17 protein-coding genes and 1 pseudogene are annotated in these 13,264 nt (G+C 64.4%); 9 read left to right on the top strand and 9 right to left on the bottom strand.

The window, feature by feature from the left end:
- The first annotated feature begins 50 nt into the window (after positions 1-50).
- On the top strand, positions 51-290 hold the full coding sequence (locus ACFJI0_RS06405; protein WP_382323837.1) for a hypothetical protein: 240 nt from the start codon (positions 51-53) through the stop codon (positions 288-290).
- A 9-nt stretch (positions 291-299) separates the two neighbouring features.
- Here the strand turns inward: ACFJI0_RS06405 and ACFJI0_RS06410 are convergent, their stop codons facing one another.
- Together ACFJI0_RS06410 and ACFJI0_RS06415 are read right to left on the bottom strand one after the other, a co-directional pair.
- A complete protein-coding gene (locus ACFJI0_RS06410; RefSeq protein WP_382323838.1) occupies positions 300-1,277 on the bottom strand; it encodes a tripartite tricarboxylate transporter substrate binding protein in 978 nt (325 codons plus the stop codon).
- Between the two features lie 41 nt (positions 1,278-1,318).
- On the bottom strand, positions 1,319-2,191 hold the full coding sequence (locus ACFJI0_RS06415; RefSeq protein WP_382159334.1) for a fumarylacetoacetate hydrolase family protein: 873 nt from the start codon (positions 2,189-2,191) through the stop codon (positions 1,319-1,321).
- Positions 2,192-2,346: 155 nt separating this feature from the next.
- Here ACFJI0_RS06415 and ACFJI0_RS06420 point away from each other — a divergent pair, with 155 nt between their 5' ends.
- On the top strand, positions 2,347-3,018 hold the full coding sequence (locus ACFJI0_RS06420) for a FadR/GntR family transcriptional regulator (RefSeq protein WP_382323839.1): 672 nt from the start codon (positions 2,347-2,349) through the stop codon (positions 3,016-3,018).
- Positions 3,019-3,165: 147 nt separating this feature from the next.
- Here ACFJI0_RS06420 and ACFJI0_RS06425 read toward each other — a convergent pair whose 3' ends face one another.
- Entirely contained in the window at positions 3,166-4,080 is a 915-nt protein-coding gene (locus ACFJI0_RS06425; protein WP_382323840.1) for an AEC family transporter, read from the bottom strand.
- Positions 4,081-4,254: 174 nt separating this feature from the next.
- On the opposite strand from ACFJI0_RS06425, the pseudogene ACFJI0_RS06430 reads away from it, so the two are divergent.
- A pseudogene (locus ACFJI0_RS06430) lies at positions 4,255-5,234 on the top strand (tripartite tricarboxylate transporter substrate binding protein BugE).
- A complete protein-coding gene (gene xerD, locus ACFJI0_RS06435; RefSeq protein ID WP_382159326.1) occupies positions 5,234-6,151 on the top strand; it encodes a site-specific tyrosine recombinase XerD in 918 nt (305 codons plus the stop codon). The pseudogene ACFJI0_RS06430 and the gene xerD overlap by 1 nt, the downstream one beginning before the upstream one ends.
- 3 nt (positions 6,152-6,154) lie before the next feature.
- On the opposite strand, the gene ACFJI0_RS06440 is transcribed toward xerD, so the two are convergent.
- The 4 genes from ACFJI0_RS06440 to ACFJI0_RS06455 are packed head-to-tail and all read right to left on the bottom strand — an operon-like array spanning position 6,155 to position 8,739.
- A complete protein-coding gene (locus ACFJI0_RS06440; protein ID WP_382159324.1) occupies positions 6,155-6,730 on the bottom strand; it encodes a DUF1439 domain-containing protein in 576 nt (191 codons plus the stop codon).
- 50 nt (positions 6,731-6,780) lie between these two features.
- Positions 6,781-7,041, bottom strand: coding sequence for a DUF3297 family protein (locus ACFJI0_RS06445; RefSeq protein ID WP_291113155.1), 261 nt, complete (start codon positions 7,039-7,041; stop codon positions 6,781-6,783).
- 15 nt (positions 7,042-7,056) lie between these two features.
- Positions 7,057-7,770, bottom strand: a complete 714-nt coding sequence (locus ACFJI0_RS06450) for a YebC/PmpR family DNA-binding transcriptional regulator (RefSeq protein WP_382159322.1) — start codon at positions 7,768-7,770, stop codon at positions 7,057-7,059.
- Between the two features lie 39 nt (positions 7,771-7,809).
- Positions 7,810-8,739: an SdiA-regulated domain-containing protein gene (locus ACFJI0_RS06455; protein WP_382323841.1), complete on the bottom strand. Its 930-nt coding sequence runs from the start codon at positions 8,737-8,739 to the stop codon at positions 7,810-7,812.
- 72 nt (positions 8,740-8,811) lie between these two features.
- Here ACFJI0_RS06455 and ACFJI0_RS06460 point away from each other — a divergent pair, with 72 nt between their 5' ends.
- Positions 8,812-9,231, top strand: a complete 420-nt coding sequence (locus tag ACFJI0_RS06460) for a VOC family protein (RefSeq protein WP_382323842.1) — start codon at positions 8,812-8,814, stop codon at positions 9,229-9,231.
- On the opposite strand, the gene ACFJI0_RS06465 is transcribed toward ACFJI0_RS06460, so the two are convergent.
- A complete protein-coding gene (locus ACFJI0_RS06465) occupies positions 9,221-9,538 on the bottom strand; it encodes a hypothetical protein (RefSeq protein ID WP_382323843.1) in 318 nt (105 codons plus the stop codon). The two genes, ACFJI0_RS06460 and ACFJI0_RS06465, sit on opposite strands and share 11 nt — an antisense overlap.
- Positions 9,539-9,702: 164 nt before the next feature.
- On the opposite strand from ACFJI0_RS06465, the gene ACFJI0_RS06470 reads away from it, so the two are divergent.
- From ACFJI0_RS06470 to ACFJI0_RS06485, 4 genes are all read left to right on the top strand, one after another.
- Positions 9,703-9,957, top strand: a complete 255-nt coding sequence (locus ACFJI0_RS06470; protein ID WP_382323844.1) for a helix-turn-helix domain-containing protein — start codon at positions 9,703-9,705, stop codon at positions 9,955-9,957.
- A 189-nt stretch (positions 9,958-10,146) separates the two neighbouring features.
- Positions 10,147-10,563, top strand: a complete 417-nt coding sequence (locus ACFJI0_RS06475; RefSeq protein ID WP_382323845.1) for a hypothetical protein — start codon at positions 10,147-10,149, stop codon at positions 10,561-10,563.
- Between the two features lie 320 nt (positions 10,564-10,883).
- Positions 10,884-11,876 carry a sigma-70 family RNA polymerase sigma factor gene (locus tag ACFJI0_RS06480; RefSeq protein WP_382323846.1) on the top strand — a complete coding sequence of 331 codons (993 nt, stop codon included), beginning with the start codon at positions 10,884-10,886 and terminating at the stop codon, positions 11,874-11,876.
- Between the two features lie 161 nt (positions 11,877-12,037).
- The gene (locus ACFJI0_RS06485) at positions 12,038-12,487 is read left to right on the top strand and encodes a carboxymuconolactone decarboxylase family protein (protein WP_382323847.1); all 450 of its coding nucleotides are present in this window, start codon (positions 12,038-12,040) and stop codon (positions 12,485-12,487) included.
- A gap of 235 nt (positions 12,488-12,722) precedes the next feature.
- Here ACFJI0_RS06485 and ACFJI0_RS06490 read toward each other — a convergent pair whose 3' ends face one another.
- Entirely contained in the window at positions 12,723-13,256 is a 534-nt protein-coding gene (locus ACFJI0_RS06490) for a GNAT family N-acetyltransferase (protein ID WP_382323848.1), read from the bottom strand.
- Positions 13,257-13,264: the final 8 nt, after the last annotated feature.

Raw genomic sequence — 13,264 nt, forward strand, 5'->3', positions numbered from 1 at the left:
TCTCTCGCCCAGCGGCGAAGGCATGGTGGCGCACCATCGAGCGCAACCAGTTGCACGAGTTCATCTCGATCCGGCACCTGGGCTTCGTGGCCAACGGCAAGGACGACACCACCAGCGAGGCCGTGACCTCGTGGGCCCCGGCCCACGAGAACTACCGCTTCGAGGCCGTGGGTGGCGGCACGCAGCTCACCATCACGCAGGACATGCTGGAGGACTACGTGCCCATGATGGAGGCCGCGTGGCCCAAGGCGCTGGAGGCCCTGCGCGCCCTGTGCGAGGCCAAGGCCTAGGCCCTGGCCTCAGTCCACCTTGCCGATCTTCTGCACCACGGCCGCCATGGCCTTGGCGTCGCTCTGCACGAACTTGTCGAAGTCCGCCGCGTCCTGGAACTGGAACGAGGTGCCGGCGGTGGTCATCACCTGGACCGTCTTCGGGTCCTGCGCGGCCATGCGCGCGGCCTCGCGCAGCTTGTTCACCACCGCAGGCGGCGTGCCGGCCGGCACGAAGATGCCCGCCCACTGCGAGTAGTTGATGGGCACGCCGAGCTCCCGGAAGCTCGGCACATCGGGCAGCAGGGCCAGGCGGCCCTCGCCCCAGTGCGCGAGCGCGCGCAGCTTGCCGGCCTTGATCTGGCCCACCGCGCTGGCGGGGCCGGTGGCCACGGCGTCGACCTGGCCGCTGAGCATGCCCAGGATGGCCGGGCCCGCCCCGGTGTAGGGCACGTGCAGCATGTAGCTGCCGGTGGCCGCCTTGAGCTGCTCCATGGGCACGTGCATGGTGCCGTAGTTGCCCGATGAACCGAAGGTGATGCGGCCCGGGTTGGCCTTGGCGTGCGCGATGAACTCGGCGTACGTCTTCCAGGGGCTGTCGGCGCGCACCACCAGCACCGTGGGGTCGGCCGTCATGCGTGCCACGGGGATCAATTGCGAGAGTTCGAACATCGGGGCGCGGCCGAGGATCTTGTCGGCCTCGGGCAGCACCACGATGGAGGACAGCGCCATCAACACGTTGTAGCCATCGGGCGCGGCCTTGGCAACCTGCGCCATGCCGATGCCGCCGCCCGCGCCGGCGCGGTTGACCACCACCACCGACTGGTTGAGGTGGCGCGCCATGGCCTCGGCCACCGGGCGGCCCACCACGTCGGCCACGCCGCCGGGCGGGAAGGGCACGACCATGGTCACGGGTTTGCTGGGGTAGGCGTCCTGGGCCTGGGCCAGGCCCACGGTGGCGGCCAGCGCCAGTGCGAGGCTGCACAGTCGGAGTGCGGTTCGGTTCATTCTTGTCTCCTGTTGTTGTCGGTCGGTGAAAGCGCGGGGGCTCAGACGAAGCGGTTCTGCAGCGTGCCGATGCCGTCGATCTCGATGCGCACCACGTCGCCGCTTTTCAGGAAGGTGGGCGGCGTCATGCCCAGGCCCACGCCGGCCGGTGTGCCGGTGGCGATCACGTCGCCCGGGTAGAGCGTGATGCCGCGCGAGATGGTTTCGATCAGCGTGGGGATGTCGAAGATCAGGTCTTCGGTGCGGCCGTCCTGGCGCGGCTCGCCGTTGACCCAGCAGCGCACGCGCGTGTGCTGGCCGTCGAGCTCGTCGGCCGTGACGATCCACGGGCCCATGGGGCAGAAGGTGTCGAAGCTCTTGCCCATGTCCCACTGCTGGTGGCGCATCTGCACGTCGCGCGCGGTCACGTCGTTGACGATGGTGTAGCCGTAGATGTGCTTCATGGCGTCGGCCTTGGCGATGTTCTTGCCGCCGGTGCCGATGACCACGGCCAGCTCGGCCTCGTAGTCGATCTGGGGCGAGATGTCGTCGCCGGGCAGCACCACGTCGGCGCCGTCGGCGATCACGCATTCGGGCACCTTGGTGAAGACGATGGGCCAGACGGCGGGGTTGGCGTTGTTGTTCTTGAACACCGAGCCCTGCAGTTCCTTGGCGTGCTCGTGGTAGTTGCGGCCCACGCACCAGAGGTTGCGGCGGGGCAGGGGCAGCGGGGCGTCGAGCGTCACGTCGGCCAGCTTCAGCGCCGCGCCGGTGGTGGCGGGCAGGGGTTGGCCAGCGGCCGCGGCCTCGATCAGCGGCAGCACGCCGCGCTGGGCATCGGCGGGGTTCAGGGCGAGGGGGGTGACGGTCTGGCCGTCGGCCGAGACGAGGCCGACCTGGCGTTGGCCCTGGTGAACGAAAGTGGCGAGGCGCACGCAAACTCCTTGTTGAAAATCCAGATGAGATACCAAAAAATACCAATTGGTACCAGAGCCATGATGGTAGGCGATGAGAGCGGTTTCGGACCTGGGGAAATCACCTAATTGGTATGGTGTTGCCTGATTGGTCTGTTTTGGTACATTCGTCACCCATGAGCATGTCAACGCCTTTGCGCGAATCGATCCTGGACCAGCTGCGTTCGGGCCATTGGCGCGCGGGTGACCGGCTGCCGACCGAGCGCGAGCTCTCGGAGCGGTTCGGCGTGAGCCGCACCACGGTGCGCAAGGCCTTGCTGGATCTGAAGCAGCAGGGCCTGATCGAGCAGACCGTGGGCAGTGGCACCTATGTGGCCGAGCAGGTGGGCGCGCGCCTGGGGCAGCGGGTGCAGCAGGACTCGTCGCAGCACACGAGCCCGGCGGAGCTGATGGAGGCGCGGCTGGCGATGGAGCCGGCGATCATCGACATGGCGATCCGCAACGCGAACCAGGCGGATTTGCAGCGCATGGAGGCTTGCTGTGTCAACGCGGAGGCGGCCGAGACGCTGGAGGCTTTCGAGCATTGGGACGCGGAGTTGCACCAGGCGATCGCGGATGCGGCGCACAACAGTTTCGTGGCGAATGTGTTCACGTTGATGAAGACGGTGCGGGCGCAGGGGGACTGGGGGCAGCTCAAGAAGAAGAGCGTGACTTCGGAGCGCCGGTTGGCCTATCAGGCCGAGCACCGCGCGATCGTGGGGGCGCTGCGGGACCGGGATGCGGTGCGGGCGCGTGAGTTGACCTTGGCGCATCTGCTGCATGTGCGGCAGAACCTTTTGGGGTACTGAGCCTTTCGCTTTTCTGTCTCGCGGGATCGACCACCCGGGCGCTCTGCTCCGCGGGTGTCCCCCGAACCGGCTTCGCCGGTTCTCCTCCTTTACCCCGCTGCGCAGAACGCCCGCCCCTGGGGCCCCGCAAACCCGCAGGAGCGAAAACTAAGGCATCCCCCCCAACACCCCCAAAGCAAAGGGAAGACTCACGATGCCCAACAAAGTGGACAACGTGACCAACCCCGCCACATAAGGCCCGTTGTAGCCCATGCGCGCCGCCAGCACATAACAGCTCGACGCGGTCGGCACCGCGGAGAACATCAGCAACACGGTCGTCTGCGTCGGGTCCAGGCGGAACAGCTTCGCCAGACCAAAAGCCAGCAAGGGCATGCCCAGGTGCTTGCAGGCCAACACCAGCCCACCCAACAGCTTGGCCGAGGCCAGCATGCCGAACTGCATGCCGGCGCCCGCCGCCAGCAGGCCCAAGGCCAGCGACGCCTGGCCGATGCGGTTCACCGTCGGCTCCAGCCAGAACGGAATCGAGAAGCCCAATAGGTTCGCGACCAGGCCAGAGACCGTGCCGATGATCAGCGGATTGCGCAGCAGCTCGCGCCCAAAACCCTTGTTCGCGTGGCGCGCCATCGGCCAGACCGCGCCCACGTTGAACAGCGGCACACACACACCGATCAGCACCGCGATCATCAGCAGCCCTTGCGGGCCGGCCACCTTGTCGGCCAGGGCCAGGGCAATGAAGGAATTGAAACGGAAACCCACCTGCGCGCTCGCGGCGTGCAGGCGCACGTCCAGCTTCGGTCCCAGCCAGGGCCAGTGCGGCAGCGAATAACTCAGCGCGATGCCCAGCAGACCCATCGTCACGCCCGCGCCCATCAGGCTGGAGGCCGCGCCCAGGTCCAGCGGGCTCTTCACGATCGAGTGGAACAGCAGGACCGGGAACAGGAAGTAATACACCAGGCTCTCGACCTGCTCCCACACCTTGCGGTTGAGCGCGGTGAAGCGGCAGACGAGGTACCCGCAAAGAATCAGCGAGAAATCGGGGAAGAGAAGCTGGGCGAAATTCACCGCCAGAGCATAGCCGCAGGCCGGTGCCGTTTCCGGGTTAATACGTATGTAGTCTCCCCATGTTCACTTCGGGCCACCCCGTCTAAAGTGCGGGGCTGGTCAGGGTGGACCGGGCGGTTAGCATGGGCACCACCCTGGAATTTTTCGATGTTTCAACGTCAAGGAGTACACGTCATGGTTTCTCGTCGTCAGATGGTTGCGATCGGTCTGGCCACCGCCTCGGTGGCCGTGGCAGGCAGCGCCTGGGCACAGGCCTACCCCAACAAGATCATCAAGTTGCAAGTGCCCTTCGCACCGGGCGGCACGACGGACATCATCGCGCGCGTCATGTCCGAGTCCCTGGGCAAGGCCCTGGGCCAGAGCATGGTGGTCGAGAACAAGGCCGGTGGCGGTGGGGTGGTCGGTGCCACCGAGCTGGCCCGCACGCCCGCCGACGGCTACATCCTGGGGCATCGCCGACGGTGTCCACCACCGCCGCCAACCCGGCGATCAACGACAAGATCCCGTACAACACGCTCACGGACTTCACGCCCATCATCAACATCGCCGCCACGCCCAACGTGATCGCGGTGCACCCCAGCTTCCCGGCCAAGGACTACAAGTCCTTCGTCGCCGAACTCAAGAAGAACCCCGGCAAATACAGCTACTCCAGCTCGGGCACCGGCGGCATCGGCCACCTGCAGACCGAGCTGTTCAAGAGCCTGACCAACACCTTCATCACCCACATTCCGTACCGCGGCGCGGGCCCGGCGCTCAACGACACCGTGGGCGGCACCGTGCCCATCATCTTCGACAACCTGCCCTCGGCACTGCCCTTCATCAAGTCGGGTCGCCTGGTGGCCATCGTGGTGGCCGCGCCGCAGCGCCTGGCCGTGCTGCCCGATGTGCCGACCTTCAAGGAAGTGGGCCTGGAGCCGGTGAACCGCATGGCCTACTACGGCCTGATCGGGCCGAAGGGCCTGCCGCAGGAGGTGGTGGACAAGGTCTACAACGCGACCAAGCAGGCCCTGACCGACCCGGCCGTGAAGAAGCGCATCGAGGACACCGGCTCGCTGGTCGTGGGCAACACGCCGGCCGAGTTCACCGCGCAGATCAAGGCCGAGTTCGAGGTCTACAAGGAAGTGGTCGCCAAGCAGAAGCTCAAGCTGGAGTGATGGACCAGGCCCTGGCATCGGCCAGCGAAGGCATCGCCGGGGCCTTCATCGACAGTCTCTGGCTGGAGGAAGGCCTCTCGCGCAACACGCTCGACGCCTACCGGCGCGACCTCGTGCTGCTCGGCCAGTGGCTGGCCGGGCGCGGCAAGACCCTGCCCGAGACCAGCGAGGCCGACCTCAACGCTTACTTCAGCGACCGCCACGCCGAAACCCGCGCCACCACCGCCAACCGGCGGCTCACGGTGTTCAAGCGCTATTTCCGCTGGGCGCTGCGCGAGCGTGCCATCCAGGCCGATCCCACGCTGCGCCTGGTGCCCGCGCGCCAGCCGCTGCGCGTGCCCAAGACCATGTCCGAGGCCCAGGTGGAGGCGCTGCTGAACGCGCCCGACGTGGGCACGCCCCTGGGTCTGCGTGACCGCTGCATGCTCGAACTCATCTACGCCAGCGGCCTGCGCGTGAGCGAGCTGGTCACGCTCAAGACCTGGCACGTGGGCATGAACGAGCACGTGTTGCGCATCACCGGCAAGGGCAACAAGGAGCGCCTGGTGCCCTTCGGCCAGCTGGCCGGGCAATGGCTGCAGCGCTACCTGGGCCAGGCGCGCGGCGAGATCCTCCACGGCCAGCAGAGCGAAGACCTGTTCGTCACCTCGCGCGGCTCGCGCGCGGGCGAGGCCATGACGCGCGCGATGTTCTGGCACCTGGTGAAGAAGTACGCGCTGCAGGCCGGCATCACCTCGCCGCTGTCGCCCCACACGCTGCGCCACGCCTTTGCCACCCATTTGCTCAACCACGGCGCAGACCTGCGCGCGGTGCAGATGCTGCTCGGCCATGCCGACATCTCCACCACCACGATCTACACCCATGTGGCCCGCGAGCGCCTCAAGAGCATCGTGGCGCAGCACCACCCACGCGGTTGAAGCTCAGAGCGGCTTGAGCACCAGGCCGATCACCAGGCCGTTGCGCGTGACGGTGATGGGGCCGGGCTGCATGCCCATGGCGTCCACGGCCGCCAGGTCTTTCGCGGTCAGCTCGTGCAGCACCACCTCGCGCAGCGACTGGTCCGCCAGCACGGGCGCGTAGGTGTTGAGCATCTCCACCACCTTGGGCTGCAGGGTGGGGAAGTCGAGCCGGGCCAGCCGCAGCTGGTGGGCGCGCAGGGTGCGGTCGCTGGCTTCGTAGCGCAGGCCGAACTCCACGTCGAAACGGCCCTGGTGTGCCCGGTTGAGCGCCGGGCCGGCGGCTTCCACGGCCATCTCGGCGCGCAGGCGGTTCTGCTCGGGCAGCAGCCGCAGGCGCGGGGTCTGCAGGTCCAGGTTGAGCAGGCCTTGCACCGGGTAGCGGCGGGGGAAGCGCTGTGCCACCGCCTGTTGCATCTGCTCGAGCGAGACCGGGTAGCCCGCTGGCTGCTCGGGCCGGTCTTCGGTGTCGGCCGCCAGGCCCAGGGCCGGGCCGCCGAGCGCCAGGGGAAGGGAGAGAAGAAGGGTTCTACGTCGCATGGGTACCGGTTCGAGCCCGAGGGGCGCCGCAGGTTCAGGGCAAGTCGTCTCTATTTGTAGAAGGCTTCCACCGTGCCCTTGAGCTGGATCAGCAGGGGGTTGCCCTTGCGGTCCAGGGTCTTGCCCGAAGGCACCTTCACCCAGCCGGCGCTGATGCAGTACTCGGTCACGTCGAAGCGTTCCTTGCCGTTGAAGCGGATGCCGATGTCGTGTTCGAACACGGCGGCCACGTGGTGCGGGCTGCGCGGGTCGATGGACAGGTGGTCGGGCAGGGGAGGGCGGTTGGGGGTGGAAGCGGTTGCGTCGTTCATGGGGGAGATTGTCGGTCAACCGCCCAGGCCGGCAAAGACGTTCTGCACGTCCTCGTTCGCGTCCAGCGCGGCGAGGAAGGCCTCCACCTCTTCCAGGTGCTCGGCGCTCAGGCTGGCCGGGTCGATCGGGTTCTTCGGCTTGTAGCCCAGCTTGGACGACAGCACCGTGAAGCCCTGCGCCGGCAGGGCGCGGCTCACCAGGTCCAGGTCGGTCGGGTCGGTCAGGAACACCGTCACGCCTTCGTCGTGGCCGGGGTGGAAGTCCTGCGCGCCGGCCTCGATGGCGGCCACTTCGGGGTCGGCGTCCTTGCGGGTGGCTTCGGCTTCGATCATGCCGACGTGGTCGAAGTCCCAGGCCACCGTGCCCGAGCTGCCCAGTTGCCCCTTGCGGAACAGCACCCGCATTTCCGAGGCCGCGCGGTTCACGTTGTCGGTGAGGCATTCCACCATCACCGGCACGCGGTGCGGTGCGAAGCCTTCGTAGACCACGTGTTCGTAGTGCACGGCCTCGCCCGTGAGGCCGGCGCCTTTCTTGATCGCGCGGTCCAGCGTGTCCTTGGGCATGGACACCTTGCGCGCCTGATCCATCACCAGCCGCAACCGCGCGTTGGAGGCCGGGTCGGCGCCGTGTCGGGCGGCGATCACGATGTCCTTGACCAGCTTGCCGAAGAGCCGCCCCTTGGCGTTCGCCGCGAGGTCCTTGTGTTTGGCTTTCCACTGTGCGCCCATGGCGTGTTCCTTTGGTGATGGTGGCGGTAATGGGCGAGCTTAGCGGCTGGCCGATGGGGTTGGGGTGCGTTCGAAGCGGTAGAACAGGTTGGGTTCGGACAGCACGTAGATCGCGTTGTCGGGGCCGACGGCCAGGCCCTCGGGCTGGGGCACCTTGCGCTGGAGCCCATTAAACCCCCGCCAGAGCGGCAGCATGCTGATGGGCTGACCGTCGGGCGCGTACTCCACCACCAGGGCCGATTCGTCGCTGAGCAGCAGCAGGTGGCCGGTGGGTTCGTGCAGGGTGAGGGACGACAGGTCGCTCATGAACAGCGAGGCCGCGCTGGACGACTTCCATTCGCTGATGTCGATGTTGAAACCGGTGGAGGCATTGAACACGTCCAGCCCGCGGATGACCAGCACGCGCAGGGGCAGCTTTTCCTTCACCACGAACAGGCGGTCCTGCACGCTGTCCCAGGACACCCCCTCGAAGCTGCTGTTGTGCACGCTGTCGATGCGGATGCCCAGGCTGGACTTGCCGGTGACCGAGACGCGCGAGGTCTGTGGCCCGATCTGCACCCAGTACATGCTGTGGCTGTCCTCGTCGGAGATGACGTAGGTGTCGCCCTGGACGTAGGTGATGCCCTCGGGGTCTTTCGCGCCCTCGAGTTCGAGGATGCGCAGCAGGCGCCCGTCGGTCGTGAGTTCGGCGATCTGCGGCGGGCGGTTGATCACGGTGAACAGGGTGCCGGTCTCCGAGTTGAAGGTGAGCCCCGAGGCGTTGCGCGAGAGGCCCTCGATGGGAGCGCCTTCCACCGCCACCTGGTAGCCCGGCAGCCAGAGGGCGGAGCCCTCCCATTGCACCGCGTTGATGGAGGTGCTGAGCCAGTAGTAGCCCAGGGCCAGCACCTTGAAGTACCAGATGCAGAGGAAACCGATGCCGGCCAGTGCGGTCCAGAGACAGGGTTTGCAGATTTTTACGCGAGCCATCGCACAGAGTTTAGTGGGCGGCCCCGGTAGCATGCCCTCTCCGTTTCACCCTTTCAAGCACAGGAGCGCACCATGGAACTGCACCGAGGCCGCCTGATCGACCACATCCAGCTCGTCGTCAAGGACCTGCCCGCCAGCCAGGCCTTTTACGAAGCCGTTTTCAAGGCGCTGAAGGTGCCCATGAGCGGCAAGGGAGACAACTACTTCTGGGCCGACGAGCTGTTTGTCTCCACGGCCGACAGCGAGGCCGCGCACGGTGAACTCACCGGCCGACACCACCTGGCCTTCCAGGCGCAGGACCGGGCCATGGTCGAGGCCTTCCACAAAGCCGCGCTGGCCGCTGGCGGCAAGGACAACGGCGGGCCCGGCGAACGCAAATACCACCCGGGCTACTACGCCGCTTTCGTGATCGACCCCGATGGCAACAACATCGAGGCCGTGTACCACGGCGAAGCGAAGCGCAGCGCGCCGTCGGTGAAGGTCACGTTCTAGGCGTGCTGCCCGTGCAGCGGCGGCACTGAACCGCCATCACCGCCAACTCCGCGCCCAGATCACCGAGTTCGGCGATCAGCCAGCCCAGTGCCTCAACGGCGTCCGAGTCCACCGAGCCGTCCTCGATCTGCGGCGCCGACGTGGCCAGCAGGTGGCCGATGGCACCGATGCCCATGTGCAGCGCACTGGCAATGGATGTCGCGTTCTGCCCCGTCGCGGCGACGATGGCCTGGTCCGAGTTGGCGTAGTCGACGTTGCCTTGCCCGTCCGTGTGAAGGCAGGGCAACTGACGAAGCAGATCGCGCATGGGGCGTGGGCATAGGTTCGCTCCTTCTGAAACCTGCGTCGATCGCTTCTTCCTGGTGGCGATTTCGCGCTTGAGTAATAGATCAATAAATCTACCTGAAGTTTATCCATATATGGATTCAACGTCTATGGACTCATGAATCTATGCGGTCAAGACTTTCTGGTATGCGAAAGACAGCCACCAAGCTCAAAAACCAGACTGAAGTGCAAACGGAATTCGGCGCCGCCGTACGCGTGTTGCGCAACAAGCACCACTTGACGCAAGAAGAGCTTGCCGACCGGGCCGAGATGCACGTTACCTACGTGAGCCAGATTGAACGCGGCCTTAAAAACCTGAGTTTGTTCAACATTTATCGGCTGGCGCGGGCCCTTGATGAGTCGCCGGCCAAGCTCTTCACCGTGTCCGGCGAGGACACTTAAACCTGCCAGCCGCAGACCGATCACGAGTACCGGAGCGCTAGGCGCCGGCGGCTACGATGGCACCCATCGGCCAGAAGCGGACCTTCGACCGCAACCCCCGAATGCAATGAAATCTGTGCTTACGGGCGGCGCCGCGCTTGATGAACTAGCGACCTTGGTTGGACTGCCTAACGTCACCCACGACACGACATGCACAGCAAGTACTGCGTAACCTGCAATCAGGAGTTCCCAAGTGGCGCTTGGACCTGCCCGCATTGCGGGTCCGGCCCTGTCATTAAGTCTGAGGCCCAGTGGCAAGTATCCCTCTCAAGAATGGCGTCGCTCGCGAAATGGGCCATGTACGGTTCAGCAGCATTGATTGCTCTTGTCGTAGCTATTGACCTAGACACGCTTGGTTGGTTTGTCTTGTTGGTGCCAGCGTATTGGTCCCATCAGTATTTTCAGGACCGAGTAGCCGGAAACACTGCCCAGTTGTCAGCGCTGCTTTTCGTCAGGCAGGATGATCCCCTAAACACGAGAGGAATCTACGATGTGTTGATGGGATTTGTCTCGGCATGCGTTTTCACAGCAGCACTTGCATTCGCAATCAACAATGTGTTCGGTTGAACGCCCCTCGTGGACGACCCTGCAAACGAGCACCGACAGTACAGCGCGGCGGTCCGCTAGGGGCCCGTTCCGAGCCTCGGCTACGATGGCACCCATCGGCCAGAAGCGGCCGTTTGCCCCACTTGGTCGAGAGTCTGCTCTGACGTTGCCCCCAAGCCTGGTGGAGCGCCACAAGCGACCGCTGTGCGGCCAAACCTGCCGCCGGCGGTTGAGGCAAGTCCGAACCATGGACGGGACTACTTAGCGCCGCATCGCAGTCAGTCAACAACTGTCAAGACGCTGTACCGTAGGATCAAGCAGCTTCTTCTCGTGCTCGGTTGATGTTCGTCCAATCGGCCAGCGGCTACGCGTACCGGAGCGGCGGCAGCAGAAATGTCTTAGAGGTGACCTTGTCTCCATCGTCAGAAGAAGTCTTTTCGCGATTGCGCCCAAGGCTGATGGCCATCGGCTATCGAATGCTTAGCTCCGTCGACGAGGCCGAAGACCTGGTGCAGGATGTCTGGCTGCGTTGGCATGATGAACTCGAGAATCAACGTGAAGTCGTGCTCGTTCCAGAGGCTTGGCTTGTCACGGTCGCCACGCGCATGGCAATTGACCGCTTGCGTTCTGCCAAGCTTCGACGAGAAGCCTATCCGGGCCTCTGGCTTCCCGAGCCACTGATCGGCGACGGCCCGGCCTCACCGGAGCAAATCCACGAAGTCGCCGATGATGTTTCTGTCGCCTTCTTGGTGCTGCTCGATTGCCTGACGCCAGAGGCGCGCGCTGCGTTCTTGCTTCGGGAGGTCTTTGAAGTCGACTATGAGCACATTGCCGCCGCTATCGGCAAGAGCGAGGCGGCGTCCCGTCAGATCGTGCACCGTGCAAAGCAACGGCTGTCCGCAGCGCGCGGCTTGAATGGGCAGCGCTCGCGAACCCCGTCGCCGGAGCAGTACGTACTTCTGCATCGTCTGGTACAGGCCATCATGGAAGGTGATTTCAGCGGGATACGGGCTTTGTTGGCAGAAGAAGCCGCCCTAGTGGGCGACTTTGGCGGGCATGGTCCAAGCTTGCGTCACCCCTTGAACGGAGCCCAGCGCATTGCCCAGCTCTATTACGCGCACCACCTGCGGCATGGTGGCAACATGCGGCTTGAACTGGCATTCTTGAACGGTGAGTGGGCCCTACTGCGTTACCTGCAAGGCGAACTAGAGTCCGTCCAGGCCTTTGAGTTCCACCGTGGCCGCATCTCGCACGTGCGGATACAGCGCAATCCGGAGAAGTTGGCAGGCCTAAAACGCCGCAGCGACTTGCTGCCACTGCGAAATCCTCACTGATCTTCCGTTCCTGTGTGTATGCGGTCAAAAAACGTGCTGCACGCCGACGTTCGCAGTCATTTTTTTCCATCTTGTGTCACAGCGCCTCCGTGTCAAACGTCTTGTGAGCAGGAGGTCGGCTTTGGCCTCCGCCCATCATTGATACTGAAGGAATCTGATCTATGAATCGCGCTGTATGGTTTCAAGCCTCCCCCCAGGGCGCCAAGGCTGTTGGAACGCTGCATCACTTCGTCACCAAAGACACTGGCCTACCGAGCTTGCTGACTCATCTGGTCTTCTTACGCGTTTCACAGATCAACGGTTGTGCGCACTGCATCGACATTCATTCGCGTGATCTGCTTGCCGAAGGGATGTCGGTTGAGAAGTTGGTACTCGTTCCTGTCTGGCACGAGGCTCAGTACCTGTTCTCTGAGCAGGAGCGCGCTGCGTTAGCGTGGTGCGAGGAGGTGACGCTGGTGAGCGAGACTCATGCCTCGGATGAGGCCTACTCGGCCGCATTGACCGCGTTTGGTGAGAAGGATTTGGTTGATCTGACTCTCACGATTGCCGCCATGAATGCCATCAATCGCATGGGCATAAGCTTCCGCATGAAGCCTCGGGCCAAATCGTGAAACTGCGGGCAGATCCGCAATTGCGTGGCTGAACGCTTGCCCCGGGGCCTCCGGTCTGCCTGTAACCTAGCGACCGCTTTTGCCCCCAAAGCCGACTCACGTGTCAGAGCTGCAGATTGGAAGACCGCCGCAAAGCGGTCGTCGACATGCCTGTAGTTACAGACGGCGACGGGCCCATTGCGGAAATTCAGCATCCGCAGAAAGCCGACATTCGGCTTTCTCTGCCCAAGGCGGCTCAGTCGGGCAACTTCCATTCTTTGCGCAGAAGGGCGTATTGCATGGTGTCTACGTACACAGGCTTTCCCTCCCTGTCCGTCTTGAAAGAGATGAACTCCTTGAACACGCCTTCCTTGCGCATGCCCAGCTTTTCGCACAGCCTCTGCGATGAGGCATTGGTGGTCTCCACATAGGCATAGAGGCGCCTTGCGTTCTTCGACGTGAACAGATGATTCACCGTGGCTGCCACTGCCTCAAAAGCGTAGCCCTTGCCGGCGTAGCGCGGGTTGAAGTTCCAACCAATGCTGAACGTGTCCTCTTCGGGGATGGCGAACACATCGCCAATGAGCACTTCCGATTCCTTTAGCCAGACCGCGACGCAGTCTTCATCGGCAGCTCGCTTCTTGGCTTCGTCTGCCGCCGCAACAAGGTCGGGAAGAGCGAGAGACAGAAAGCAGTCGGCTGTCGGCTGGTGCAGGTATTCGTACAAGTGGGCTGCGTCCTGAGGCAGGAAGCCTCTCAGGACGAGACGCTCTGTTTCGATTGGGGTCATCTTCCATT

The organism is Hydrogenophaga sp. UC242_53 (assembly GCF_042696965.1).
Classification (GTDB): domain Bacteria; phylum Pseudomonadota; class Gammaproteobacteria; order Burkholderiales; family Burkholderiaceae_C; genus Hydrogenophaga.

Bases quoted from the DNA above. Each gene is read 5' to 3' on its own strand.
- ACFJI0_RS06410 (WP_382323838.1), bottom strand. From the start codon at position 1,277: ATGAACCGAACCGCACTCCGACTGTGCAGCCTCGCACTGGCGCTGGCC.
- ACFJI0_RS06420 (WP_382323839.1), top strand. From the start codon at position 2,347: ATGAGCATGTCAACGCCTTTGCGCGAATCGATCCTGGACCAGCTGCGT.
- xerD (WP_382159326.1), top strand. From the start codon at position 5,234: ATGGACCAGGCCCTGGCATCGGCCAGCGAAGGCATCGCCGGGGCCTTC.
- ACFJI0_RS06440 (WP_382159324.1), bottom strand. From the start codon at position 6,730: ATGCGACGTAGAACCCTTCTTCTCTCCCTTCCCCTGGCGCTCGGCGGC.
- ACFJI0_RS06445 (WP_291113155.1), bottom strand. From the start codon at position 7,041: ATGAACGACGCAACCGCTTCCACCCCCAACCGCCCTCCCCTGCCCGAC.
- ACFJI0_RS06450 (WP_382159322.1), bottom strand. From the start codon at position 7,770: ATGGGCGCACAGTGGAAAGCCAAACACAAGGACCTCGCGGCGAACGCC.
- ACFJI0_RS06455 (WP_382323841.1), bottom strand. From the start codon at position 8,739: ATGGCTCGCGTAAAAATCTGCAAACCCTGTCTCTGGACCGCACTGGCC.
- ACFJI0_RS06460 (WP_382323842.1), top strand. From the start codon at position 8,812: ATGGAACTGCACCGAGGCCGCCTGATCGACCACATCCAGCTCGTCGTC.
- ACFJI0_RS06465 (WP_382323843.1), bottom strand. From the start codon at position 9,538: ATGCGCGATCTGCTTCGTCAGTTGCCCTGCCTTCACACGGACGGGCAA.
- ACFJI0_RS06470 (WP_382323844.1), top strand. From the start codon at position 9,703: ATGCGAAAGACAGCCACCAAGCTCAAAAACCAGACTGAAGTGCAAACG.
- ACFJI0_RS06475 (WP_382323845.1), top strand. From the start codon at position 10,147: ATGCACAGCAAGTACTGCGTAACCTGCAATCAGGAGTTCCCAAGTGGC.
- ACFJI0_RS06480 (WP_382323846.1), top strand. From the start codon at position 10,884: ATGTTCGTCCAATCGGCCAGCGGCTACGCGTACCGGAGCGGCGGCAGC.
- ACFJI0_RS06485 (WP_382323847.1), top strand. From the start codon at position 12,038: ATGAATCGCGCTGTATGGTTTCAAGCCTCCCCCCAGGGCGCCAAGGCT.
- ACFJI0_RS06490 (WP_382323848.1), bottom strand. From the start codon at position 13,256: ATGACCCCAATCGAAACAGAGCGTCTCGTCCTGAGAGGCTTCCTGCCT.